This window comes from Desulfitobacterium dichloroeliminans LMG P-21439 (assembly GCF_000243135.2).
Taxonomy (GTDB): Bacteria; Bacillota; Desulfitobacteriia; order Desulfitobacteriales; family Desulfitobacteriaceae; genus Desulfitobacterium; species Desulfitobacterium dichloroeliminans.
Genome location: NC_019903.1, coordinates 2,188,547 through 2,212,288 on the forward strand (window position 1 = coordinate 2,188,547; position 23,742 = coordinate 2,212,288).

24 protein-coding genes are annotated in these 23,742 nt (G+C 42.5%); 5 read left to right on the plus strand and 19 right to left on the minus strand.

What is annotated here, in order from left to right; genetic code table 11:
* The first annotated feature begins 132 nt into the window (after positions 1–132).
* Complete coding sequence (locus tag DESDI_RS10360) at positions 133–2,385, plus strand: DEAD/DEAH box helicase (protein WP_172635897.1); 2,253 nt, start codon at positions 133–135, stop codon at positions 2,383–2,385.
* Positions 2,386–2,465: 80 nt separating this feature from the next.
* Positions 2,466–2,840 (plus strand): hypothetical protein, encoded by a 375-nt coding sequence (locus DESDI_RS17325; RefSeq protein ID WP_156801130.1) that lies wholly within the window; start codon positions 2,466–2,468, stop codon positions 2,838–2,840.
* A 47-nt stretch (positions 2,841–2,887) separates the two neighbouring features.
* Here DESDI_RS17325 and rd read toward each other — a convergent pair whose 3' ends face one another.
* The 9 genes from rd to DESDI_RS10415 form a co-directional block, all read right to left on the minus strand.
* Positions 2,888–3,052 (minus strand): rubredoxin, encoded by a 165-nt coding sequence (gene rd / locus DESDI_RS10370; RefSeq protein WP_015262570.1) that lies wholly within the window; start codon positions 3,050–3,052, stop codon positions 2,888–2,890.
* 599 nt (positions 3,053–3,651) lie between these two features.
* Positions 3,652–4,347, minus strand: coding sequence for an HAD family hydrolase (locus DESDI_RS10380; RefSeq protein WP_015262572.1), 696 nt, complete (start codon positions 4,345–4,347; stop codon positions 3,652–3,654).
* A 213-nt stretch (positions 4,348–4,560) separates the two neighbouring features.
* Positions 4,561–6,714: an L-lactate dehydrogenase (quinone) large subunit LdhH gene (ldhH, locus tag DESDI_RS10385; RefSeq protein WP_015262573.1), complete on the minus strand. Its 2,154-nt coding sequence runs from the start codon at positions 6,712–6,714 to the stop codon at positions 4,561–4,563.
* On the minus strand, positions 6,707–7,282 hold the full coding sequence (locus DESDI_RS10390; protein ID WP_015262574.1) for a LutC/YkgG family protein: 576 nt from the start codon (positions 7,280–7,282) through the stop codon (positions 6,707–6,709). The genes ldhH and DESDI_RS10390 overlap by 8 nt, the downstream gene beginning before the upstream one ends.
* Before the next feature lie 250 nt (positions 7,283–7,532).
* The gene (locus tag DESDI_RS10395; protein ID WP_015262575.1) at positions 7,533–8,789 is read right to left on the minus strand and encodes an NAD(P)-dependent malic enzyme; all 1,257 of its coding nucleotides are present in this window, start codon (positions 8,787–8,789) and stop codon (positions 7,533–7,535) included.
* A gap of 219 nt (positions 8,790–9,008) precedes the next feature.
* Positions 9,009–9,896 carry an HpcH/HpaI aldolase/citrate lyase family protein gene (locus DESDI_RS10400; protein WP_015262576.1) on the minus strand — a complete coding sequence of 296 codons (888 nt, stop codon included), beginning with the start codon at positions 9,894–9,896 and terminating at the stop codon, positions 9,009–9,011.
* Positions 9,897–10,135: 239 nt separating this feature from the next.
* Complete coding sequence (locus DESDI_RS10405) at positions 10,136–11,032, minus strand: succinate--CoA ligase subunit alpha (RefSeq protein ID WP_015262577.1); 897 nt, start codon at positions 11,030–11,032, stop codon at positions 10,136–10,138.
* Between the two features lie 46 nt (positions 11,033–11,078).
* Complete coding sequence (locus DESDI_RS10410; protein WP_015262578.1) at positions 11,079–11,366, minus strand: hypothetical protein; 288 nt, start codon at positions 11,364–11,366, stop codon at positions 11,079–11,081.
* A 9-nt stretch (positions 11,367–11,375) separates the two neighbouring features.
* Positions 11,376–12,653, minus strand: coding sequence for an ATP-grasp domain-containing protein (locus DESDI_RS10415; protein ID WP_015262579.1), 1,278 nt, complete (start codon positions 12,651–12,653; stop codon positions 11,376–11,378).
* An 827-nt stretch (positions 12,654–13,480) separates the two neighbouring features.
* Here DESDI_RS10415 and DESDI_RS10420 point away from each other — a divergent pair.
* Both DESDI_RS10420 and DESDI_RS10425 read left to right on the plus strand, forming a co-directional pair.
* On the plus strand, positions 13,481–14,017 hold the full coding sequence (locus tag DESDI_RS10420; RefSeq protein WP_242825390.1) for a tetratricopeptide repeat protein: 537 nt from the start codon (positions 13,481–13,483) through the stop codon (positions 14,015–14,017).
* A 175-nt stretch (positions 14,018–14,192) separates the two neighbouring features.
* Positions 14,193–14,417: a hypothetical protein gene (locus DESDI_RS10425; RefSeq protein ID WP_015262581.1), complete on the plus strand. Its 225-nt coding sequence runs from the start codon at positions 14,193–14,195 to the stop codon at positions 14,415–14,417.
* Here the strand turns inward: DESDI_RS10425 and DESDI_RS10430 are convergent.
* From DESDI_RS10430 to DESDI_RS10445, 4 genes are all read right to left on the minus strand, one after another.
* The gene (locus DESDI_RS10430) at positions 14,407–14,868 is read right to left on the minus strand and encodes an N-acetyltransferase (protein WP_015262582.1); all 462 of its coding nucleotides are present in this window, start codon (positions 14,866–14,868) and stop codon (positions 14,407–14,409) included. The genes DESDI_RS10425 and DESDI_RS10430 overlap by 11 nt on opposite strands.
* 273 nt (positions 14,869–15,141) lie before the next feature.
* Positions 15,142–16,386 (minus strand): hypothetical protein, encoded by a 1,245-nt coding sequence (locus tag DESDI_RS10435; protein WP_015262583.1) that lies wholly within the window; start codon positions 16,384–16,386, stop codon positions 15,142–15,144.
* Between the two features lie 65 nt (positions 16,387–16,451).
* Entirely contained in the window at positions 16,452–17,510 is a 1,059-nt protein-coding gene (locus DESDI_RS10440; RefSeq protein WP_015262584.1) for a DmpA family aminopeptidase, read from the minus strand.
* A gap of 76 nt (positions 17,511–17,586) precedes the next feature.
* A complete protein-coding gene (locus DESDI_RS10445; protein WP_015262585.1) occupies positions 17,587–18,165 on the minus strand; it encodes a TetR/AcrR family transcriptional regulator in 579 nt (192 codons plus the stop codon).
* Positions 18,166–18,368: 203 nt separating this feature from the next.
* Here DESDI_RS10445 and DESDI_RS10450 point away from each other — a divergent pair, with 203 nt between their 5' ends.
* A complete protein-coding gene (locus DESDI_RS10450) occupies positions 18,369–18,854 on the plus strand; it encodes an HDIG domain-containing metalloprotein (protein WP_015262586.1) in 486 nt (161 codons plus the stop codon).
* A 42-nt stretch (positions 18,855–18,896) separates the two neighbouring features.
* Here DESDI_RS10450 and DESDI_RS10455 read toward each other — a convergent pair whose 3' ends face one another.
* The 6 genes from DESDI_RS10455 to DESDI_RS10480 all read right to left on the minus strand — a co-directional run bounded on the left by DESDI_RS10455 (position 18,897) and on the right by DESDI_RS10480 (position 23,623).
* Positions 18,897–19,205 carry a translation initiation factor 2 gene (locus DESDI_RS10455; RefSeq protein WP_172635898.1) on the minus strand — a complete coding sequence of 103 codons (309 nt, stop codon included), beginning with the start codon at positions 19,203–19,205 and terminating at the stop codon, positions 18,897–18,899.
* A gap of 70 nt (positions 19,206–19,275) precedes the next feature.
* Complete coding sequence (locus DESDI_RS10460; RefSeq protein ID WP_015262588.1) at positions 19,276–20,439, minus strand: aminotransferase class I/II-fold pyridoxal phosphate-dependent enzyme; 1,164 nt, start codon at positions 20,437–20,439, stop codon at positions 19,276–19,278.
* Positions 20,440–20,498: 59 nt separating this feature from the next.
* Entirely contained in the window at positions 20,499–21,350 is an 852-nt protein-coding gene (locus tag DESDI_RS10465) for a PHP domain-containing protein (protein WP_015262589.1), read from the minus strand.
* A gap of 32 nt (positions 21,351–21,382) precedes the next feature.
* Positions 21,383–22,333 (minus strand): dipeptidase, encoded by a 951-nt coding sequence (locus tag DESDI_RS10470; RefSeq protein ID WP_015262590.1) that lies wholly within the window; start codon positions 22,331–22,333, stop codon positions 21,383–21,385.
* A gap of 102 nt (positions 22,334–22,435) precedes the next feature.
* On the minus strand, positions 22,436–22,696 hold the full coding sequence (gene spoVS / locus DESDI_RS10475) for a stage V sporulation protein SpoVS (RefSeq protein ID WP_006715678.1): 261 nt from the start codon (positions 22,694–22,696) through the stop codon (positions 22,436–22,438).
* Positions 22,697–22,843: 147 nt separating this feature from the next.
* Positions 22,844–23,623 carry a TIGR00282 family metallophosphoesterase gene (locus tag DESDI_RS10480; RefSeq protein ID WP_015262591.1) on the minus strand — a complete coding sequence of 260 codons (780 nt, stop codon included), beginning with the start codon at positions 23,621–23,623 and terminating at the stop codon, positions 22,844–22,846.
* Between the last annotated feature and the right edge of the window lie 119 nt (positions 23,624–23,742).

Below are 23,742 nucleotides of genomic sequence, written 5' to 3' on the forward strand. Positions count from 1 at the left end.
CCAGTTCTTGTTTCATCATATGGCCTTTGTGGCTTCCTCATGCCATAATTTTTGTAGAACCTTGCATAATTTGACCCTTGGAGTTGGGTTTGTTAAAATAAGTAAAACTCCGGAAGAAATGAGATGATTTTCATGACTGAACGCAAATATCACGGCTTAACCTTAGATTTGTTTCAAGAAGAAGCCTTAGATGCCATTGATGCCGGAAAATCCGTGATCGTCGCTGCTCCCACAGGAACAGGAAAAACTCTAGTTGCCGATTATTTAGTCGAAAAAGTCATGTCCGAAGGACGACGAATTATTTACACCGCACCTATTAAAGCACTAAGCAACCAAAAGTTTAAGGATTATAAAGCACTATTTGGGGTTGAAAATGTCGGTATTCTTACCGGTGATGTAGTACTCAATTCGGAAGCTCCTTTACTTATTATGACAACTGAGATTTTTAGAAATCAAGTGATTACGAACGACCCTACCTTACAATCCGTGTCCTACATCATTTTCGATGAGATTCATTGGCTTAACGATGAGGAGCGAGGTACTGTCTGGGAAGAGTCCATTATTTTAGCTCCGTCTCACATGAAGCTATTGGGCTTGAGTGCTACCATTGCCAATGCTCATCAACTGGTAGAGTGGATAGGAACCATTCGCCAAGAGGATGTCGCTTTGATTGAGGAACATCGTCGCATTGTTCCTTTAGAGTACTATTATTTTTCTAAGGATACCGGTCTAATCACCTATGATAAACTCTGGAAGTATTATCGCCAAAGAATTAAATCCGCCGAGCCTCAAGAAGGTAGTTTGTTTGCCCCAACCAGTCATATTGATTTAATAAAAGTCATTCAAAAACACTATCTGCCCGCTCTCTACTTTGTTTTCAGTCGCAAACAGTGTGCTGATAAGGCCTCGGAATTGGCCATTTTAACCAATTATTTAAAGCCTGAAGAAAGAAATCAAGTAGAGGATGCTTTTCTAGATCATTTTGGCCCGGAAGAAGAATGGTCAGCCTCCACTCGATTGCTACGACGGCTTGCCGTCAAAGGTATTGCCTTTCACCATGCGGGGCTTATACCCTCGCAAAAAGTCCTGGTTGAGGAGCTTTTCCTTAAACGTCTTATTCATGTCCTTTATTGTACTGAAACTTTCAGTGTGGGAATCAATTACCCGGTTCGTTCTGTTTGTTTCGATAGCCTTAATAAATTCGATGGTCGTAACTTTCGCTCCTTGGCTAATCACGAATTTTTTCAAATGTCCGGGCGGGCGGGCCGTCGGGGATTAGATGAGCGCGGTTATTCCTTTGCTTTAGTAGATCTAAATTATATGGAAAAAAGCCCCCCTCCCCGCTTCAATATGGACCGTTTAGAACCGCTTACCAGTCAGTTTAAATTAAGCTTTAACACGGTCTTGAATCTTCAACTTACCCTTACACTTGAGCAAATCCAAATCTATTTTCAGAAAAGCTTTGCCGCTCACAGTAATCTACAGACCCACGGCTATCTGGTTGCTGAGCTAGCTCAACTGGAGGAGGAGTTTGGCAAGAAAGGCGAACATGTCTGTAAACATGCTGACAGCTATACCTGTCCCGTCAAATACCTCCCGAAAAAGACAGAATTAGACCGTCTTAAGCGATCCTATCACGCTTTAGGACCACGGCGCCAAAATCGAGTCTACGGACGAGAGATGGCCCGCAAAATAAAAAATTGGGAAAAGCTATTATCCCATGTCCCGCAAAAATGTCCTAACTCAAAATTAGATCTTTGCGAGAAAGAAAATAAACAGCGCCGAAAATTGCAGCAAAGCATGGTCGATATCCGTAAAGAGCTGAAGGCCTTACCCGGCCAAGACTATTTCTTTAATGAATTCCAATATAAAAAGAATCAATTGATTCAGCTGGGATATATCCGTGATGACGAGTTACTCCCCCGCGGAGAATGCGCGTGCCATATCTACGTCCAGGAATTATTAGTCACGGAGTTAATTTTTTCTGATGTATTCGATACCTTGAACGACGACCAATTAAATGCTTTGCTTTCAGCTATTGATTTTGAGGCTCGTAAAAATGATTATTTCCAAAGGTTACCCGTCTTAGATTGGACACCCGTCCAAGAACTATCCAGTTATATTCAAAGCGTCTGTGGCACAGATTCAGTACGCTATGATCCAAGGGTATCGGTCATTGTCTACTCATGGAGTCAAGGTCTTTCTTTTCCGGAGGTACAGCGACTATCCAATCTGGATGAAGGGGATATCATCTCCGTTATTCGTCGCACTATTGACTTACTCCGTCAAATGCGGGATGCCGTCAAGGAACCGGCATTGCTTCAGCGTTTGAAAGTTTGTATGGATAAACTTGATCGTGATGAAGCGTCAGTATTAGCCCTTTAACATGCATAACTATTCCAAGAAATGCTCATAATTGTCTTGAGGTGATGTACTTGGAATATGTGGTTTGTTTAAAAAAGGAAATGGAGCTTTTTAGTGAGCAAGAGGCACAGCAGAGGTACCTTGAGCTTGTTGCCATGGGGTACAAAGAGAAAGATATTCTTCTAGCCGCGCCCGTCCCCGTGCAAATTCATCTCAATATGGGAAAAAACACTGGGACCCAAGCTAATCCGGCCATGTACTCTGGGGTGGACAATGGATTCCAAAACACTACTACGCCCGGATACCCCATGTCTATGCACAGCTATGAAACACAAGTCGACCAGAATGCAACCATGACTATGGCAACAGATAGTGCTGGGTATGAACCTGTACAAACCGGCATGGATATGTCCTTGTTTAGAAACACCGGTGAGCTAGAATCAACTGATGAACTTCCTTCAGACACCATAAGTTAAAAACCAAAGATGAACTCACTTACATGAGTTCATCTTTGGTTTATGTATTATTCTTCAACGACTTCAAACTGGTCTTTGCTTACTCCGCAAGTTGGGCAAACCCAATCCTCAGGAATATCCTCGAAAGCTGTACCAGGTGCAACACCGGAATCCGGGTCTCCTACTGCTGGATCATATACATACTGACAAATAGTGCATACATACTTTTTCATATTATTCATCCCTTCTCATTTAATTCGTGACATAAATCTTTAGAAGTTACCTTTATATTATGTCCATACTCTATATTATCATCTCATATATAGGTTGCCTAGATTGAGTTTCCATAAAACGAAATCCTGTAGTGATTCCACATGTACTTGCGGAAATTTTCCGTACATTGGCAAGGAGATTCGTGCTCACAAAAACCTACTTCCAGTTTACCTAAGAGATGGTGATAGAGTATATGAACATTGATATAAACATGCTCAGATAACTTGCGCACCTTTAGATATTGCTTCAGAGCAAGAAAAAATCCTACAAACGAGAGAATACTCAACAAAGAAGAGAGTTCGATAGTTGGAGGAAACATCACACTCCCTAGACATAAAAAGCCTAAGGAAATTACAGCCATTACCCAAGCCACTTCCCGATGTCTAGCGCTCTGGAGTTCCCGATATCGACTTAAAAACTCCAAAAGCAATCCTCTCAAATGGCTCGGCACACTATGTGATTCAACAGGATTCCAGCTATTACTGGATACTTGTTGCACAAAAACTCCCACGACCTATTCCCTCTCCTTTTCTAAATACCGGAAGATCTCATTTCATGATTAAAGATCTCTCGCAATGATACGCTGTGCTAAGTCAGCAAGATCCCCCGTGTATGTTGTTTTGATCCCTTCCATGGTATCCCCAACATAGAAGGTTTTCATGCCGATTTCTTGGGCCACTAAATCTTCTACTGGATGGTTACCTACCATTAAGCATTCACTTGGGTCCAGTTCAAGATTCTGAGCTAACTCCCTATAGAATCCAATGTGGGGTTTACAAAAATGAAAAGACTCAATAGAAGGAATCACTTGAAACATTTGCGGTGTTAAACCCGCCCAACGAATCCGCTCTTCGATGGCTAACAGTGGCATCACTGGATTAGCAGCAATAGCAACCTTATATCCTCCTTCTAGAGCACTCGTCACGGCTTCTTTCCCATGCTGATTAATCTTAACTAAGTAACTTAACGCCGGAAAATCAGTTGCATAAAAAGCCTCGAATATGGGCCATAAAGTGTTATAGGTTAGACCTGTCCCTTTTGTAAAATCGGCAATGAACACTTGCAAGTTAGTCTTTCCCTCTTGAGGTTGTTTAATCATAACCTCAGTAGAACGGCTGAGTTGCTTAGCGAATTTCTCAGGTGAAAGAAGACTCTTAAATCGAGGAGCTAAAAGCCCCACATAGTTCTTCATGAATTCCTCTTGGTTCATCAAAGTCAAGGTTCCGTCTAAGTCAAAAAAAATTGCTTTAATCATAGTTCCTCCTAGATCACCTTAGGTCAAGAGGGAGCAGTTGCACTGACACAACTTCTCCCCATATTTTGTATATATATTTTACCACAAAAACAAAGAAACAAGGAAATATTTCTAGTCAAATGATCAAAAAGCACTGCTTTTGAGCAGTGCTTTTGATCTATCAACCTATTTTATCGTCAACACTTTTCTTAAAATTGGCAACTTCGCTTTGGATCATCTGTTCTTTTGCCGCTTTTCCAATAGTAATTGTGCCGTATGCTTAACTTTCACGTTCAGATCGGTTTGATCCAATCCACCAGAAATTTGCATGAGACATCCCGGGCAATCTACAGCTACGACTTCAGCCCCTGTGGCTTCAATATTGCGGAGTTTTCTCTCCAAAATCGGCCCAGACATTTCGGGGAACTTAATGGAATATGATCCTGCGAATCCACAGCAACGATCTGACTCGTTCATCTCTACAAGATCAACACCTTTTATATTGGAGAGGATATTACGTGGTTCTTGAATAACATTCATCTTACGCCTTAAGTGACAGGAGTCATGATAGGTGACTTTCAAAGGTACCCCGTCTCCATCCTCTTCCAAACCACCTAAAATCGATAGAAGCTTTGAGAAGTCCATTGATTTCTTGCTGAGCTCTTCGGCGCGCTTAAACATGGCCGGATCGTCAGCAAGCAGCTCTTTAAAGCTATCAATAAGGGCATGGGTACAGGTCGGGCAGGCTGAGACCACGTAATCTACACTTTCAGCATTCATCGCTTCAATATTCATGACTGCCAATTTTCGAGCATTCTTGCGATCGCCCATATAGGTTGCCGGTGCGCCACAGCAAGATTGTCCTTCGGGGAAAATTACTTTATACCCTTTTTCATTTAAAACCTTAACAACACCTTCGCCAATTTTAGGATACACGAAGTCGACAAGGCAACCACCAAAGAATGCTACCGTACCTTGGGGATTCTTGATATCTTGATCAATCTTCTTAATTACATCACGAAAAGGTACATCAGCGACGGTAGGCAAGCTCCGCTTATCGGTTAAGCCTGACAAGAAGAAAGGTAAGTGGCGAATCATCGGCTGACCCTTAGAAATGGGCAGTTGGGCTTTCGAAGCAACTCGTAAAAGGGAATGGAATAAGCGACGGTTGGATACAACATCCAAAATAAATTTCGGTGTTACGGCCAAGCCCTTTTGATCACCAATCCGATTCCGAATCTCAAGAATCATGCCGGGAATATCCAGCTTACCGGCACAGACTTCCGTACATTTTCCGCATTGGAGACAGAGATTCTGTGGATTTTCCGCATCCTTTTCTGAGTTAAGAAAAGCGGTTAAGATAGTTCCAATGCCTCCGGTATAAATATGCCCGTAAACATGTCCGCCAACCAGTTGGAAAGCAGGACATACATTTAAACAGGCCGCGCAGCGAATACATTGGAAGGTTTGCTTAAATTGCTCATCTGCGTACATTTTGCGGCGTCCATTGTCCATTAAGATGATATGAAATTCCTTATCTTGAACGGACCCGTCTGGATAATAAGTTGGATTAGGACCTGTAATCATGGTCACATAGCTAGTCAGCTGTTGAGCTGTGCCATTACGCGGCAAAGTCTGCAAAATATAGCCGGCATCTTCGAATTTAGGAACAAATTTCTCAAGTCCCACTAGGAAAACATGAACCCGAGGCATTGTCGAAGTCAAACGGGCGTTTCCCTCATTAGTTACCATCATTAGAGTTCCAGTCTCAGCGACGGCAATATTAGCTCCGGAAATTCCCATATCAGCTTCCATGAATTTCTTGCGCATTTCTGCCCGTGCGGTTTTGACAAGCTTGGTGATAACAGGGTCATTATGATAGCTAAGGTTATCATTAAATGTATCAGCCACTTGCTCTTTGGTCATATGGATAGCGGGCATAACCATATGGGAGGGCTTTTGTCCCGCTAATTGAATAATCCATTCTCCTAAGTCTGTTTCTTGAACGTCAAAGCCCTCGTTGATTAATGCATCATTAAGATGAATCTCCTCAGAGGCCATTGACTTGGATTTAACAATGTTCTTCACTTGCTGTTGTCTCGCCAGTTCGATGATATACTTCTTGGCATCATCTCCGGTTTCAGCACGGAAAACTTTCGCACCTCTAGCCATTGCTGCCTTCTCAAATTGGTCCATCATCTCATCGAGATGCTCGGCAGCGTAGGATTTTACTTCAACGACCTTTTCACGAAGATTTTCAAAATCGTAGCCTTGGTAGGCTTGCTCGCGGTTCTTACCATAAACGTCACCAAAACGACCTAATGCTCCACGGAGAATAGGATTCTCCAAAGCATCCTCAACTCTCTTTTTAAAATTTGCATCAGCCATTGACTACACCCTCCCCTGCTTGTTCATCTACAAATACTACCACCAATTGTTCAGGGCCATGAACGCCGATTGTTAAAACCCGTTCGATATCTGAAGTACGGCTTGGACCTGTGATAAAACCAACAAAGCCAGGAATTCTAGGCTCCCTATGAACTGTCGCTAACGCCGTCATAATATCCGGCAATAAGGTTGAAGTCTGAACAAGAGCGATATGTAACGGTGTGAAAGATGAGCAAAGCCGCTCATTGACATCCTCTGCATATTGGACTAAAGTCCCCAATTCAGAAATAGCCCATTTCATCTCCGTAATTCCGGCACCCACTGTCGGAGTCACTTCATGATAACGATCAGTAAATACAGTTATACCATGGTCAGTTAGCTTTTTATCCAAATTCATAGCTGCGACCATTGGGGAATGAACCATCGCTACATTCCCAATTCCTTTATCCTTAAGGATTTTAGCAATAAGAGCTTCTGCTTCCTCTAGCGTTTGGGTTCGATAACACTCGCCAGACACGGCTTGAAGCTTTGCCTCAAAACGCTCATATAAATGATTCAATTCTTCCATTTGACACACCCCTTCTTCATTTCTCTCTCTTTGCATAGTGGCCTTATCTATATATATAATTTTGGTCAGGCCACCATGCCAATATGTTACTTCAAAATTGGCAATTTTACAATGGCTTTCTAAAAATTATAATATATTTTGTCATTTATGGATCCCTTCAAATTGCATAACAAAGAAAACAAAGAGATGGACGTTATCCATCTCTTTGTTTTCTTTGTTATAATTTAGTATTTATTGATAGAACTAAGGCTTATTTGTATTGGTTAGCTAATCTCTTCTTCAGATTATCAGCAATTTCTTGAGGATCCATTGGACGTCTTGCAATACCAGAATCCATTGCTGCCTTAGCGACTGCTGCTGCAACCGCAGGAGCAACTTCAGGGTTGAAAGTGCTCGGAATGATGTACTCAGCAGTGAGCTCTTCATCAGTAACAATATTAGCAATGGCATAAGCTGCTGCTACTTTCATAGCATCGTTGATGTCAGTTGCGCGAACATCGATAGCACCACGGAACATTCCAGGGAAGGCCAGAACGTTGTTGATTTGGTTATGGACGTCAGAACGGCCTGTGGAGATGACTTTAGCGCCTGCATCGATAGCTCTTTGAATTGGCCAGATTTCAGGAATTGGGTTAGCTTGGCAGAAGACAATAGGATCCTTCGCCATGGAACGGATCATATCTTCATTAAGCACATCAGGAGCAGAAATTCCGATGAATACATCAGCACCTACTAAAGCACCAGCCAGATCTCCACTAAACTTTTCTGGGTTAGTTGCTTTAGCGATTTCTTCTTTCCAAGGATTCATACCTGCTGCGCGGCCATCATAAATGGCACCCTTGGTATCGCACATAATAACATTCTTCAGGCCCATGCTCATGAGAAGTTTGATGATAGCGATACCGGCTGCTCCGGCACCGTTAGCAACGACTTTAACATCTTCGATCTTTTTGTCGACAACTTTTAATGCATTTACCAAACCGGCTAAGGTTACAACTGCGGTGCCGTGTTGGTCGTCATGGAAAATAGGTCCCTTGAAGATTCCGCGAGCTTTAAGCTTTTCTTCTATTTCAAAACACTCAGGTGCTTTGATATCTTCTAAGTTAACGCCACCAAAAGTAGGGGAAGTTAACTCAACAATTTCAACGATTTTATCGACATCGTTGGTGTTAACGCAAAGCGGGAAAGCGTCTACATCACCAAAAGCTTTGAAGAGAAGTGACTTACCTTCCATTACCGGCATAGCTGCTGCAGGACCAAGGTTACCAAGACCTAGGATAGCAGTACCATCGGAAACGATACTAACGTAGTTGGCATGATTGGTGTAAATATCAAGATTTTCAATATCAGCACCAATTTCTTTAACAGGCTCAGCTACACCAGGAGAATAAGCAAGAGTAAGATCATCACGATCTTTAGTCGGTACGGTGACTCTAACTTCGAGTTTACCAGGTTTAACTTTATGAAATTCTAAAGCCTCTTCACGAAGATTTTTAATACGGGTCATTTAGACATCCCCTCTCATTATTAAAACTAATGGATAGTATGTGATTTAGCCAGATAATTTATGATCATTACGTAAGCTAAAAACATCACACAAGCTATAAGCATTTCACAATGCCTAATATAATGAAACGTTGTTTCGCAATTTTTTAATAATGCGGTCGCTTCATGAAGAAGCGACCCGCAAATGATAATTCTAAGTAGAAATTAGCACTATTGCTAATTATTTACCAGCGTTCTTAGCATCGATTTCAGCTTGAGCAGCTAAGATATCTTGTGCATTGAGATATACAGGGGTGTCTACCATTTTTCCGTTCAAGGAAACGGCAGCTTTACCTTTGGCAAGACCTTCTTCTTCGAAGACTTTAACAACATCTTTTGCCCATTGAACATCAGCAGGATCTGGAGCATAAAGGGTGTTGGAAGGCTCAACTTGTCCTGGATGAATGATCATACGACCTTCATAACCCATTTGCTTACCATCAGCAACGTTCTTTTCGAAGCCAGGGATATCTTTGTAATCAACGAAAGGAGCGTCGATAGCAACGATACCAGCTGTGCGGCAAGCTACCGCAACTTTAGCGCGAGCGTATTGTTGCTCAACAGCTGCAGAGGTAAGTTTAACACGCATATCACGGCAATAGTCAACTGCACCAAAGATAGCATTAACATTACGTTTGCTAGCTAAGCAGCATTCTCCAGCGTTTTGGACACCTTTAGCGGTTTCAAGAAGCATAGAAATTTTAACAGTTCCAACAGGAATGCCACGACGCATTTCTAATTCTTCTAGTTTCCAGTCGAGACGTTGTACGTCAGCTGCACAACCGGTTTTCGCTAAGGTTACTCCGTCTAAACCTGGCCACACAATAGCCTCTAAGTCATCATTGGTCATGCCGGTTTCCCAGTTGTTGATACGAACATAAACTTGAGCTCCGCCATCGCGACCTCTGTGAAGATTTTCCTTGATCATAACACGGGTAACTTCTTTCTCGGAAGGTGGTATAGCATCTTCGAGGTCAAAGGTAATGATGTCAGCAGGAATCGAGGCAATCTTGTCAATGAATTTTGGATTGTTTCCAGGAATGTACATAATAGATCTCATAACAGCCATGGTATATACCCCCTAAAAATTTAATAATATTTCTAAGGACATAAATGTCCCTAGTTGCAATGTTAATATGGCTTCTTACTATGTAAGCTATTCGACGCCTGACCGATACTAATTGATTAGCAATCTAGTAGCGCTAAGTCACCGAATAACCAGCCATGAGTGAGTAACTTTTCCCGCCCAGATAAGGATGCTCCCCATCTGAGCGGGAAATTGTCATTTCATTAGAATAATCAATTAATTTATTTACCTAACTTTTCCTTAAGAATTATAGGAATATCTGTTGGCCTTTCAGCAACGAAACCACCTGCTTGTGTGATAGCTTCCATTTTACTCTTGGCTGAACCACGTCCGCGCTCAACAATATTGGAAGCATGGGAGAATCGTTGTCCTTCAGGTGCCCAAGCACCAGCTACGTAGATTACGAAAGGCTTGGTGAATTTACCTGCAGCAATAACTTCTGCGCATTCTTCTTCCTGTGAACCGCCGATTTCTGCATAAACTGCAACGCCTGCAGTATCGGGATCCTCTTCAAAGAACGGTAAAAGATCAGCCATCGAAGTACCCAAGACAGGCTCAGTTCCAGTATGAACAACCGTACTGACACCAAAGCCACCCTCACGTAGTACCCAAGGGATGGTCCCTGATTGTCCACCGCTACGGGAGAATACACCAATATTCCCTTTTTGGAAAAATTTATTAGCCCACTCCACGTTTCCGCCGAGCCAACCGACTACAGCTTCCCCGGGGGTGAGAATGCCAATGGATCCAGGTCCAATCAGTCTCGAACCTTTAAGATTGGCATAAGCAATCATATCCATAATATCATGGATAGGCGTGCCTTCTACGCAAGGAATAATATTCTTAACTCCTGCATCAGCTGCCTCCATAACAGCGGTTTTTAAACCACTGCCCGGTACGAAAATAACGCTGAAATCTATTTCACCTTGTTCCCGAACAATTTCCTTTACAGTATTGAAAACAGGAACGCCATGAATCTCTTGCCCGGATTTACCAGGACTTGTACCGCCAATCAGCTTCGTACCATATTCTTTCATATACTTTGTCCGCATAGAACCTTCCCGACCGGTGATTCCTTGGACAATTACTCTGGTCTCTTTATTGATCAAAATGCCCATTCTTATCCCTCATTTAACAAATTGCTAATTTTTATCTCAATCGAAATTAAGCGCGTTTGGCGAGGTAATCATCGAGTCCAGTTACTGGAACTTCGATGGTGATAGCATCGTTACCATGGAATTTGCAAGCAAACTCACAGGAAAGGCACTCAGTACCAAGGCGTAGAACTTCTTCCTCTGTACGATGTGCAACCGATGCTCTACCTTTATCATCTATTCCAAGCAAACCTCTGGCATATTTTTTGCACGCGTCTGCACATGCTTTTGTTTTGCATGTATCACACTTGCTGGTATCGATTGTGATTTTGCAACTTTTTTCGGCGAATTCCAGCACGTTATTTCCCTACTTTCCTTGAGCTTCTTTCTCAGCTCTATATTCCTTGCTCAGAGCTAAGAGTCTTTCACCAATGAACTTCGTATCGGTAACATATTGTTTACCATAAATCTCGATTCTCTTACCAGGACCATCAGCAGTCATTAAATCAGCAAGTCCAGTGCGAAGAATTTCCAGAGATTCATCTTCCCTGTTCCCGCAGAGGAGGAGAACACAGGGTAGTCCATGTTTCTGGGTTGGAAGAATTTCACGAAGAACTTTTACGATAGCATGAGCATGATGCCATTGCTCCTGATTGGCCATCATGAAGCCACCGAGGAGATAACCATCAATATTCGGCTGAGAAAGCACTGATTTTGCCACTCGGTAGATCTTTGATGCTACTGGGTTTCCGCTTGTATCAGCATAGTTAGCAGGTTTTAAACCAACTTGATTCAGCGCGTCAAGTCCCATCATAGCTGAACCACCACCAATGGGGTGATAGCCGATATGGCCTGGGCTGACTTCGTCATAGCCCATGTTCATTAGGAACCCTGTTCCACGAGCATCGGTCTCTTCGATACTCCAACCAATATAGTCGAGCTCTGTAGGCTCTCCCGGCAGGTCACGAGCAATATCAAAACCGAACTCTGGGTGACGACCAACTGAACTGTTGTCGATTTCCATCTTACAGTCAGCACAGATAAGATCACCCTTACCTGTCATAATAAAAGGATTAATTTCTAGGGTCATGCAATCATATTTCTTGTACGTTTGGGAAAGTTTCGTCAAAAATTTTGCGAACTTGCTTAAGTCTTCAGGAGCAACGCCGGCTTTTGCAGCTAAATCCACTGCATCATAAGATTGCAATCCAGTGAGAGGATCAACATTGATCTTAAGCAGCTTTTCTTCAGGAACACTTTCGATATCCATTCCGCCCTCAAGACTGAACATGAGCATTGGGGAACGAGCTTCTCTTGCACCATTAACGACAAAGGAGCAATAGAATTCTTTTTTGATATCGAGCTTTTCTTCCACAAGAACTTTACGCACCGGTAGGCCATTTACCGTCTTAGAGAGAATCTCTGCAGCAACAGCTGCTGCTTCTTCAGGAGTGTTAACAAGTTTAACAATCCCTGCTTTACCACGACCACCCGCTTGTACCTGACCTTTGACAGCTACAGGTCCGCCAATCCACTCGGCGATTTCCTTTGCTTCTTCGGGGGTCGATGCCGGACGACCCTTAGGTACCGGCATTCCTGCTTTTGCAAGCCAATCTTTACCTTGATACTCTAGAAATCTTGCCATGCATAAATCCCTTCCATAATGTTATTTTCTTTACCTAGATACACCGATAAAACACTTGGTAAGACTCTCACCCTCCCTTGACTCTAACTTAAATCTGAGATTTAGTGTGAGCTACATGGATAGGTAGTGTTACAAGGAAATTTGTTTCGCAATGCGAAACGTAGTTTCATTTTCCTTTGCACACTGTTATTATCTCTGGAATTTAGGATTTAGTCAACCTATAAATGAACAAATTTGATAAGAAGATATATTATGAATATTCCGAATAATATGTATATTTATATAGCATTCGGGTTTCCCCTTGAGTTTTATCTATACAAATAATCAATACGATTCCTGTCTATTCTTACAAATACTAAAACATGGTTTTATCTTTTAAAACACTAATTATTATATTCTCTATCCAGAACCAAACTCCTGCTAAAATCAAAAATTAATTATATAGTCTGAAGGTCAGACCAATGTAAAGATGTTTAGCCTTTTGGGTTCACATTAGATTCCCCTTATCTACCATGGTTTATGCAACAGTCAACCTAAATAGAATCATAATTTGGCAATCATCTTCATATAATTAGCCAGAATTTATTCTTATACCGGAGGTTATTATGGGCCAAGTAAAATATGACTTACAAGTACTTTATGTTTATAAACTTTATTATTTTTTCTCCATATTCATCTTCTTTATTCTGACCAGCTTGTTTTTATGTTGGAGATTCGGTCCTTTGCTTGGAGTCTTTTCTTTTGTAATCGGATTTTGCACAGCTTATCTATTAATGATGCGCAAACAAAACTTTCCTCCTCCTGACAAAAAAAGTACCGCTCAAAAAATGGCAAAGGAAATCACTCAGGATTCAACACCCCTTGCAATTTCCCGTTTTGCTAGTCAACTCTATTTTTATTTTAGTGAAACCAGACAAGCCATAGCACTCTTAGAAAAGTATCAAAATACAAATGATCCCCTTCTGTGCGCAACCCTAGCCGACATCCTCCTTAGAGAAGATCGACCTAAGCACGCCCTAAGCACAATTATGAAAAACCCTACTTTTTATTCAGAGCCTCTTTTACTCATTATTCTTGGCAATATCCTGCAGCACATGAATAAATGGCCCGATGCCATAAAAATCTATGAACACAGCCTTGCTTTAGCGCAAAAATCAGGTTTTCCGCATAATGGCACTGATAAATTTACTCAATTTCTTTTAACTCTAAGCTATACCGCCACAATCCACCATTCTCTTGGTGATTGCTATGTGGTAACAAGGGACTATACAAAGGCGAATAAACACTACATATTAGGGAATATCCGCTTCTTTGATATTTCACTCTGGAGAAAACTCAAATCACACGTCACATATACTGCATAATATTACATAAAACACCCTTATTTCATCATTCTTTATCTAAATTATCCGGTTACTCTCTCCCTTTTACAACACGTTTCACAACACAAATTTTTTATAATAAGGGCAACCCTGAAATAATACAGTTTTCTCACTAAAGAACCAGCTGTATCATAAATAATAACTTAGAGGATGGTGAATGGTTATGTTGTCAACTCATGAAGATGCATTAGAATTAATTCGCGAATTCGAGAATTCTTGTCGCGAGGTTCTGGTTACCCAAGGTATCTGTCAACAAGATTTAGACAATGCCTATCTCGATCTGCAATGGAAATTCCTTCACATGCTCCTCGCTGAAAAGGGAACTTTAGCACTTTGTTACAACAGAAGCCCTATGCGTAGTAAATCCCATTCTATTGCTTAGTCAGATTCAACATCATGGCATTTTCATCACAATTGGGGAATTTAACACAATGAATACATTCTTTCCATACTTTATGCGGCATATCTTCTTTGTCAATCATGGCAAATCCACACCGTTCGAAAAACACAGGTTGATAGGTCAAAGTAAATACCTTGGGGCATCCGATGGTTTGGGCATCATCGATCAACGCTTTTACGAGACTTCTGCCGAGTCCTTTCCCTTGGTATTCTTCCATGACCGCTAAGGCTCGGATTTCGGATAAATCATCCCATATGATGTGCAATGCACCAGTAGCTACTACTCTACCTTCGTCTTCTACCACTAAAAATTCTCTGAGACATTCATAGAGTGAATTTCGCGAGCGCGGAAGCATGAGTCCTTGATCAGCAAAGTGATTGATTAGAGCCATCATCTCTTCAACATCGCTTAATATTGCTCTTCGTAAATTCATTGGTTACCCCCCATTTCATCGTATAATTATACAATAAATTTTATATTTATAGAATAGAAATCCATTAGTTTATTTAATTTTTATAATGATATTAATATAAAAATATTCTTATCAAATGCTTAGGGCTAAATTATTTGCTTTTGGTATAACTATTTTTCATACAATAAATAAAAAAGGGTAGATTCCAAACGAACACTTCGTTAAGAATCACCCTTTTTTATTTTCGGCAACTTTATTGCGCATCTTGTTTCTGTACTTTACCTTATTCGAAAGCTATGCATTCCCTGGATAATCACCAAAAGCATCTTTGCGGCAGGGATTGCTTCGGCAAACCAATTCATTAAGCCCTTCAGCTTGCCAATTGCTCGGAAGTGTCCAAATATGATAGCGTTCAGGTTGCTTTAACCAAGACAACCAGAGCCTAAGCTCCTCCTCCATTTCTTTGCAGGTAAGCCAATGAATCTTTAAATCCCAGCCGTTGTAGGATTTGCTTTTATCACCGCATAATAAGTTGCTTATCTCTAGAACACTGGATAAGAGAATGGTTTGGCTGGCATGAGACAAGGGCTTATCTAGGATAGGGCAGACAACACTGATCTGATAACCCTCCTCAAAATAGAACCACTGACCAAGATCTACCACCCAATTTTCACTCCGGCCACTAGGTAACCATGGCCATTCCTTCGGTACTCCCCACAAAGCAGACGAAATTCCTCCTCCTTGAGAAAGCCATAAGGATAGGCTGTCTTTTGGTTTAAGTTGCTTTGTTTTTCCCTTTTCCTCCAAGATTTCTAGTATCCGTAGAATGGCAGCACAAAACTCTCCGTTTAATTCGCCCGAAGCATCTACCCATCCTTGGCATTGAAGGCTCTGAGCTAAGTCTCCATTCTTCTCCCACTTTACCTTGGTCACTAAGTCAAATTTCCTACCTTTCTTCTTAATTTCTGCGATCTCAAGATTACCCCATATAAAAGAAATGGTTTGATGCTTCAACTCTGCTCTGACTCCTCTGTCCATTAACTTTTCAAAAAAGCCTTTTATAACAGTGAGCTGTTGCTGAGCAACAGGGTTTAATTCTTGTCTCCACTTAAGCCAATTGGGCCTCTTTTCCCCGATAGCAACTTTTTTCTGATTCCCTAGAGTTGAGTCAGGAATTAAATAGAGACTAGGCGATATGCGTTCCCTCCAGTATACCGCCTTGGCATTAATTAGGCCTCCAATCTTTGATAGCGCATGCAGGAAGAAGGGAGAGTAATCCGGAGCCACAAAATATATGACCGTTCGCGCACCATTGCTCAAACGGTTAGCCCAAAGCATACCTGCTAGTAAAAAATCCTCTTCTTTAGGCAGAGTCTCGCTTGCAACGATTCCTACCCGCAGAGCGGTCTCTCCCCCGAAGAAATAATGAAAATGCGGAGGAAGACGCAAATCCTTCTTTTTTTCTCTGGAACATTCTTGCCAATTTTGGGTAATAAAAATATCCGGATGCTGCTCCCAGATTTCTAGCCAATTACTCACAATGATCCTCCCTTAATTTTTGTCACATTACATATTTACGCACAGAGTAGGGACATCATGACATCTTAGAGAAAAAAGAGCTCTGCCCTATTCAATATCTCAGAAACTGGAAGAGCCTTCCGGACATGTTCATCTCGACCTTCCATGGAGGTAGCAAAAAACATAGAATTCCAGATACTCTCAGCTGTGAGTTCGACAACAGCTTTAAACAGAGGATCCATCTCCCAATCATCGAGGAGCTTATCCTGAGACAAACCATTGGTATTGACCATGAGGCAAAATTCTCCACTCCCCATTCGTGATACTCCACCGGTTCTACCCACCCCCATCGCCGACCTAGTTGCCAACATATTTAGTTGCCAGCGACTGAGAGGCGCATTGGTCAAACCCACGAGTATAAGGGAACCCGGAACCTCACCACCAGAGTTGATCTTTAGTTTTAAACCTACCGGTACACCGTTAAGCAGAAAGTCCTCTAATCTCCCATAATTGGTTAAGGCCAACATCCCTATTAAGAATGGTCTTCCTTGTATGGAGACACTACGCGAAGCACTCCCAATTCCTCCCTTGAGTTGATATAAGGACATCCCAACCCCAGCCCCGACATTTCCTTGAACCATTAGACTATCCGTCGCTCGATTAAGGGCAAGAATTGCATCCCAAGGCTTCACATGGCGTCCGCGAATATCATTAAGGTAAGAATCGTCACATTCAAAAACGACCAAATTTGGAGTACGAGCATCATTGCCGATTTCTGGATTTTCCTTTAATAAATAGCTCAACATTCCTTGTGCAGCATCATTGACGCTTAAAGTATTTGTCAAGAGTATCGGTGAATTGAGTACTCCTGTTTCTTGAATAAAAGGTACGCCAAGCGACTTGCCAAAGCCATTGATAACGTGTATACCCGCCCAACAGGGTTGACGATATAGATTGCCTGGATGAGGGCGGATAGCTGTAACTCCGGTGCGAACAGGGCCCTTTCCGGGAATCAATGGACCCGAGCCTTTGATTAGTGACACGTGACCGACTAAAACCCCAGGGACATCTGTGATATCGTTTTTGGGACCTGGAGTTAACTCGCCCATCCACAACCCATAAGAACGCGCGCTTTTTCTCTGCATTTTATCCCCCCTTGACACTTTATGTATATCAAGGGATTTAGCAGAAGATGAGTCGTCAGCTGAAAACTATTACCTTCTACGCCCTATTTTTTCTTTCATTAAGCCCCTCAAAGAAAAGATCGATTATATCCTCTATCTCTCTTTCTAAATCTCCTTCGCCATTCACATACCAATGTAAAAAATGTTGAAGCACCATTCCTTCCAAACTTTCCGCCAAAAAGACAGGATCATACTTCTTGCTTATTTCACCAATACGTTGTCCATGGCTTAAAATCCCGATAATTCCATAGTGCAATCCTTTGTCTAGCTCTGCTTCTTCTCTACTTTTCACTGCAACCCAAGCCATCTCCCGTTCCTTCACCATAAATTCAGCCCAATTCTTTAGGACATGGTTTAATCTTTCCATGAGGGAATATCCTGCTTCGCGTCCAGTGCCAATCAAATCCCGATACTTTCTTCGGGAATACTCCAAAACAACAGCTTCTTTCGATTGAAAATAATTATAAAAGGTGCCTTTTCCCACATCGGCCAACTGGGTAATTTCTTCCACCGAGGTCTGTACATATCCCTGCTTATGAAACAGCTCAATAGCACAACTATAAAGTCGATCGTAGGTCTCTTGTTTTTTACGCTCACGACGAGACAATTCGGACATAATCTGCCCTCCCATCAACAATCCAATTTATGGCTTATTATTGCTAATTCGTTATGTTCCATATTTTTCCTTCTCTAACCAAGGACATTACTGATTATTTTTATCCATGGTCGAACGGATTGCCAAATCTTTGTCGTTCGTTATACAATAGTGTGGCATAGAACCATATTCGCACTGGATGAGAGTACTTCTAGGGGGCTAAAATGCTTTACCGTGTCCGCCAGTTTTATAATACTATCTATCCAAAGATTAATACCGAGGAACTGGAATGGGCCTTAAAACTTCTCCCCCCTTGCTCCGTTCCATTGTTTAAAAGCCAACCGCTACCCGAACAAAGGCATGCCTTAGATGTGGCTTTAGATTTGTGCGCCTCTGGAATTCATAACTCTCATCTTCTGGCGGCTGCCCTACTTCACGATTGCGGAAAAGCCAAACATCCTTTGAAGGTTTGGGAAAGGGTGGCCATCGTCCTCCTGCAAAAATTACCGCGCCAGATTTGGGATCACTTATTGTCTTGCCATTCTCCTCTTTCTCTCTCCCTGCGCACAGCTCAGGAGCATCCCTCTTGGGGAGCAGAGATGGCCCAAGAATTCGGTTTAGACCTTCACATCATAGAACTCATTCGCGAGCATCATGATCCTCGGAGCAAAGAAGGGCGCTTACTCTACGAAGCCGATAATCGCCATTGAACTAAATAAATAGGCATAAGAAAAGAGAAGGCTACCTCGCGGTTAAGCCTTCTCTTTATATTCATCAATTTTTTCTTGAAGCTTGACAATCTCCCGATTTTTAGAAAAAATCCATTTTGCAAAGCGTGTATTATCCCTTTGCAAACGAACGTTTTCCTTTTCCAAGCTATGAATAAGAGCCACTTTTTCTCGCTCTACCTTTTCCAATAGATTCATAAGAACTCTGCGGCTGACTCTCAAATGCTCTACACGCTGTTCCAATTCACCTATTCTTCCCTTGACTGCCTTGAGCTCTTCGCGAAGATTTGTCGTCTCTTCATGAATCTCCAAGCCTCTGACCCCCCTAGCCATAGTCTACATATGTATTCTATGCCGAGGTCGGACTTTTTAACCCTTTGCAAGTAAAGGAAGCTCATTCTTTCTAAGGGTGAGCCAAAAATTCTTGAACCCGTCGAACCGCTTCCACTAATACTACTGGCTCCTGAACCAAGCCAATACGAACATATCCTTCACCATATTCCCCAAAGGCAACTCCCGGTACCACAATAACTCCTGCTTTTCTTGCTAAATCGAAGGCAAAAGTTCGGGAGTCCTGGTTTGTAGGTACGGGAGCCCAGATAAACATCGAACCTTGAGGAGAAGGCATGGACCACCCAGCTTGCACACACCCTTCGACCCAAATATCTCTTCGTTCCTGATAGGCTTGACGGTTGCTGATAACATTGTCCTGTGAGGCGCTGAGGGCATATGCTCCCGCCTGCAAAATAGGTTCAAATACCCCATAATCAATATTGGATTTTAATTCGGCCAAGGCATCAACGACCTGGGTATTCCCCACCACAAATCCCAGCCTCACTCCCGCTAAATTATAGGTCTTCGAAACAGAATGAAATTCAATCCCGACCTCTTTAGCACCCGGCACCTGAAGAAAGCTGGCTGGACGATAACCGTCAAAAGCCAGCTCAGAGTATGCCGCATCATGGCAAACGACAATCTCATTCTTCTTCGCAAAGTGTACGACTTCCTCAAAGAACGACAAAGGCGCTACGGCAGCAGTGGGGTTATTTGGATAATTGAGAAACATTATTTTAGCTTTACGAGCCATTTCAGGCGCAATAGCCGAAAGATCCGGTAAAAAACCATTTTCCTCCCGGAGGGGCAGAGCAACCTTTTCTCCTCCCGCCAAAATACAACCTGCTGTGTAGATAGGATATCCGGGATCGGGAATCAATGCTACATCGCCAGGGTCACACAATGCTAAAAAGATATGGGCCAGCCCATCTTGCGAACCCATCAGAGGAAGCACTTCTTTCTGCGGATCTAAATCCACGTCAAAGCGCTTTTTATACCAATGAGCACACTCTGCTCGGAAACTTGCCGTCCCTCGAGTAAGGGTATAGCCATAGTTACTGCCATCCAATACCCCTTCTGCTAAGACCTTCTGAATATCTTGTGAAGGTGCCCGGTCAGGGCTGCCGATGCTGAGATTGATCAGTTGTTTTCCGTCTTTCTCTAATTCTTTTTTCAAATCATCTAACTCCGAAAAAACCGAAGCTCCTAAACTGCTTAAACGGCGCGCTTTCAAAACCCAACCTCCTCATTATATAAAGAATGAAAGTAGCTGCAAAATGGCTCTTGTTCGCATTAGTGATGATGAGAATAAGCAATTCTACGCAAATCCTCAACTACCCCTAAACAGGTTCCCCAGTCACCTATCTGAATACCCGGCTTGCGCTCTTCACCGTGAAAATCTGAACCGCCCGTCATAAGCAATCCATAGTTCTTTGCTAACTCTCGATATTTTTTTTCATCCTCACGGGTGTGCTCAGAATGACATACCTCTATTCCTTGCAAGCCTGCCTCAACCCAATCCGCAACCCCTCGCTCCAAGCCAAATATACCCGGATGAGCTAACACGGAAGCCCCTCCGGCTTGGCGCACTAAGGCGATTCCTTCTTCGGGGGTAATTTTATAACGAGGGACATAAGCCGGAGCTCCAGCCCCAATATAAAGTTCAAAGGCCTCCTTAACGCTTCCGACCACCCCTTTGCTGACAAGAACTTGAGCAATATGGGGTCTCCCGATGGATTCACCTCTGGATACTTTTTCAACTTCGCTTTTTTGAATAGGGAGTCCCAACTCACGCAATTTCCCTATGATAGTAGTTACACGTTTAGAACGAGCCTCCCGTAATTCAGAAAGTTTATCCTGTAGAATAGTTGAATTAGGGTTCATCTCGTACCCTAGGATATGAACTTCAACCCCATTCCAATCCGTGTTGAGCTCAACCCCTTTAACAATATCCACATCGAATAACAGACCAGCCTTAATCGCTTCTTCCCAACCGCTTAAGGTGTCATGATCTGTTATTCCTAATGCTTTTACCCCTTTTTCCGCAGCACTTTTAACCAAATCCCATGGGGTTAATAAACCATCTGATGCAGTAGTGTGGCAATGCAAATCCGCTTCTGGATATCTAAGTTTTACTTCGAGCATGACCTTTACCTCTTTCCAAAAACCTCACCACATCATTTTAACACGGTTGCCAGAAATCGCATAAAATTTTTATAGGTTATTTTCTCAATTTCAGCCTTGGAGAATCCTGCGTGAGACAAGGCCTGCACTAAGGCCTCGTAATTATTAGCCCCTTCAAGTCCCTTGGGTGTGCTATCCATACCATCAAAATCCGAACCAAGTCCAACCGCATCCACTCCTGCCACTTCTGCAATATGTCGGATATGGCAGACAACATCTAGAAGGTTGGCTTCTGCTTCTTTAGTTAAGAATTCTGGATAGAAATTCACTCCGACAATCCCACCCTTACGAGACAAAGCCCTGAGCTGTTCATCGGTTAAATTCCGCGGATGAGGGCATAGGGCATACGCACAGGAATGAGAGGCTAGAATAGGCTGGGAGCTGAGCTCAAGTACATGCCAAAATCCTGCCTCATTAATATGGGAAACATCGATAATCATCCCTAATTCATTCATTCGCAAGATAACATCTTCTCCAAATTTGGTCAAGGAGCTATTGGTTTTTTCCCCTGCTCCATCGGCGATAGCATTTCTCTGATTCCAAGTAAGGCCAAGTGCGCGCACTCCTAATTCATAAATTATATCAAGGAGAAACAAGCTACTCCCGATGACTTCCCCACCCTCTACGCTCAATAAGCAACCCATCTTTGAGCTTGAGGGAAGTCGATCCAAATCTTCTCTTTGCCTGATTAAGAATACGCTTTCCGAGTTGGTTTGAATAAACCTATGTGCCGCATGGATGAGCTCTAAGCCTCTCAACGTCCCTCGTTCGGGCTTATATTGGCTCTCAATGTATGCTGCTAGAAACTGTAGAATGACTTTTCCTTCTTTTGCTCTTTGTAGATCCCAATGTCCTCCCTCTTGAGGTGAAGTTAAGCTCCGCTTACCATCTAGGTAGTCAAGAATACTATCACAATGGCCATCTATTACCCAGTAGTTATCCAACTCATACCCCTCCTATAAAATCAGAAACACCTGTCGCCTAAGCAAACAGGTGTCCTGTCTAGAACATTAAACACTTAAGTGTAAGAGTTAACTTAACCTTGCTTACCGAGGTTCTACGATAAGCTTTATTGCCGTTCGCTCTTCTCCGTCAATTTGTATGTCGGTGAAAGCTGGAATACATATAAGATCTACTCCGCTCGGGGCAACAAACCCTCTAGCAATAGCTACTGCTTTTACTGCTTGATTAAGAGCACCCGCGCCAATGGCTTGTAACTCCGCACCTCCCCTCTCACGGAGTACACCAGCTAAAGCACCTGCAACGGAATTTGGACTTGATTTTGCTGAGACTTTTAACACATCCATGAACGACAACCTCCTGTTCGATTCACTTACATATATTCCTAATACGTTAGTTTAATTCTCCAGAAGGTGGAAATAATCCTCTTTTTTTCTTTAATGATTCAGATTTTTTTAAATATTTTCACGAAGCTAGAACCCCTAATTTTCATCTTACTCCTTAACCCGTTGAATAGCTGTAATCGACCGGGCTTCACCGGTATTCTCGTCAACATCTATAACTACACCATTGAGTTGTATTGGACCTGAGGCCAATTCAAACTTCGCCGGTAATTGGGTTAGGAAGCGATTGATAATGGTCTCCTTTTTCACTCCTAAAACAGAATCCCTCGGCCCAGTCATTCCCACATCAGTTATATAAGCCGTTCCTTGGTGCAACAGACGAGCATCAGCCGTTTGAATGTGCGTATGTGTACCTAAGACAGCTGACACCTTACCGTCAAGAAACCAACCTAATGCTACTTTTTCCGAAGTGGCCTCCGCATGAAAATCCACAATAATCAAAGGAGTCTCTTGGCGCATTTCATTAACCCAACGAGCGGCCCCACTGAAGGGGTCCTCTAAATCATTGAGGTAAACTCGTCCCGAAAGATTGAGCACTCCGACTTTCTTACCTTTAATACGAACGTAGCCGTACCCCCTTCCCGGTGCACCGATTGGGTAGTTGGCCGGTCTTACCAAACGCGCTTCCTGATCAATAAACTTCATGATGCTGCGTTGATCCCAGACATGATTCCCCATAGTTATAAACTGAATGCCATAATCATATAGCTCCTCAGCTATTTCCTTAGTTATGCCCTTACCACCTGCTGCATTTTCCCCATTGGCTAGGGCACAGTCAATTCCATATTCTTGTATAAGAGGCTTAAGAAAAACTTTGACTGCTTCCCGCCCAGGATTTCCTACGATGTCACCAATAAATAATATGTTCACGCAACGATCTCCTTTATTTGAGACTAAACCTGAGGCTAATTCTCTAAAATCATACACCGACAGACCACAATTTGTTGAAATTATACCACAGTGGTAGAGGGTCTATTCATTACTACAGA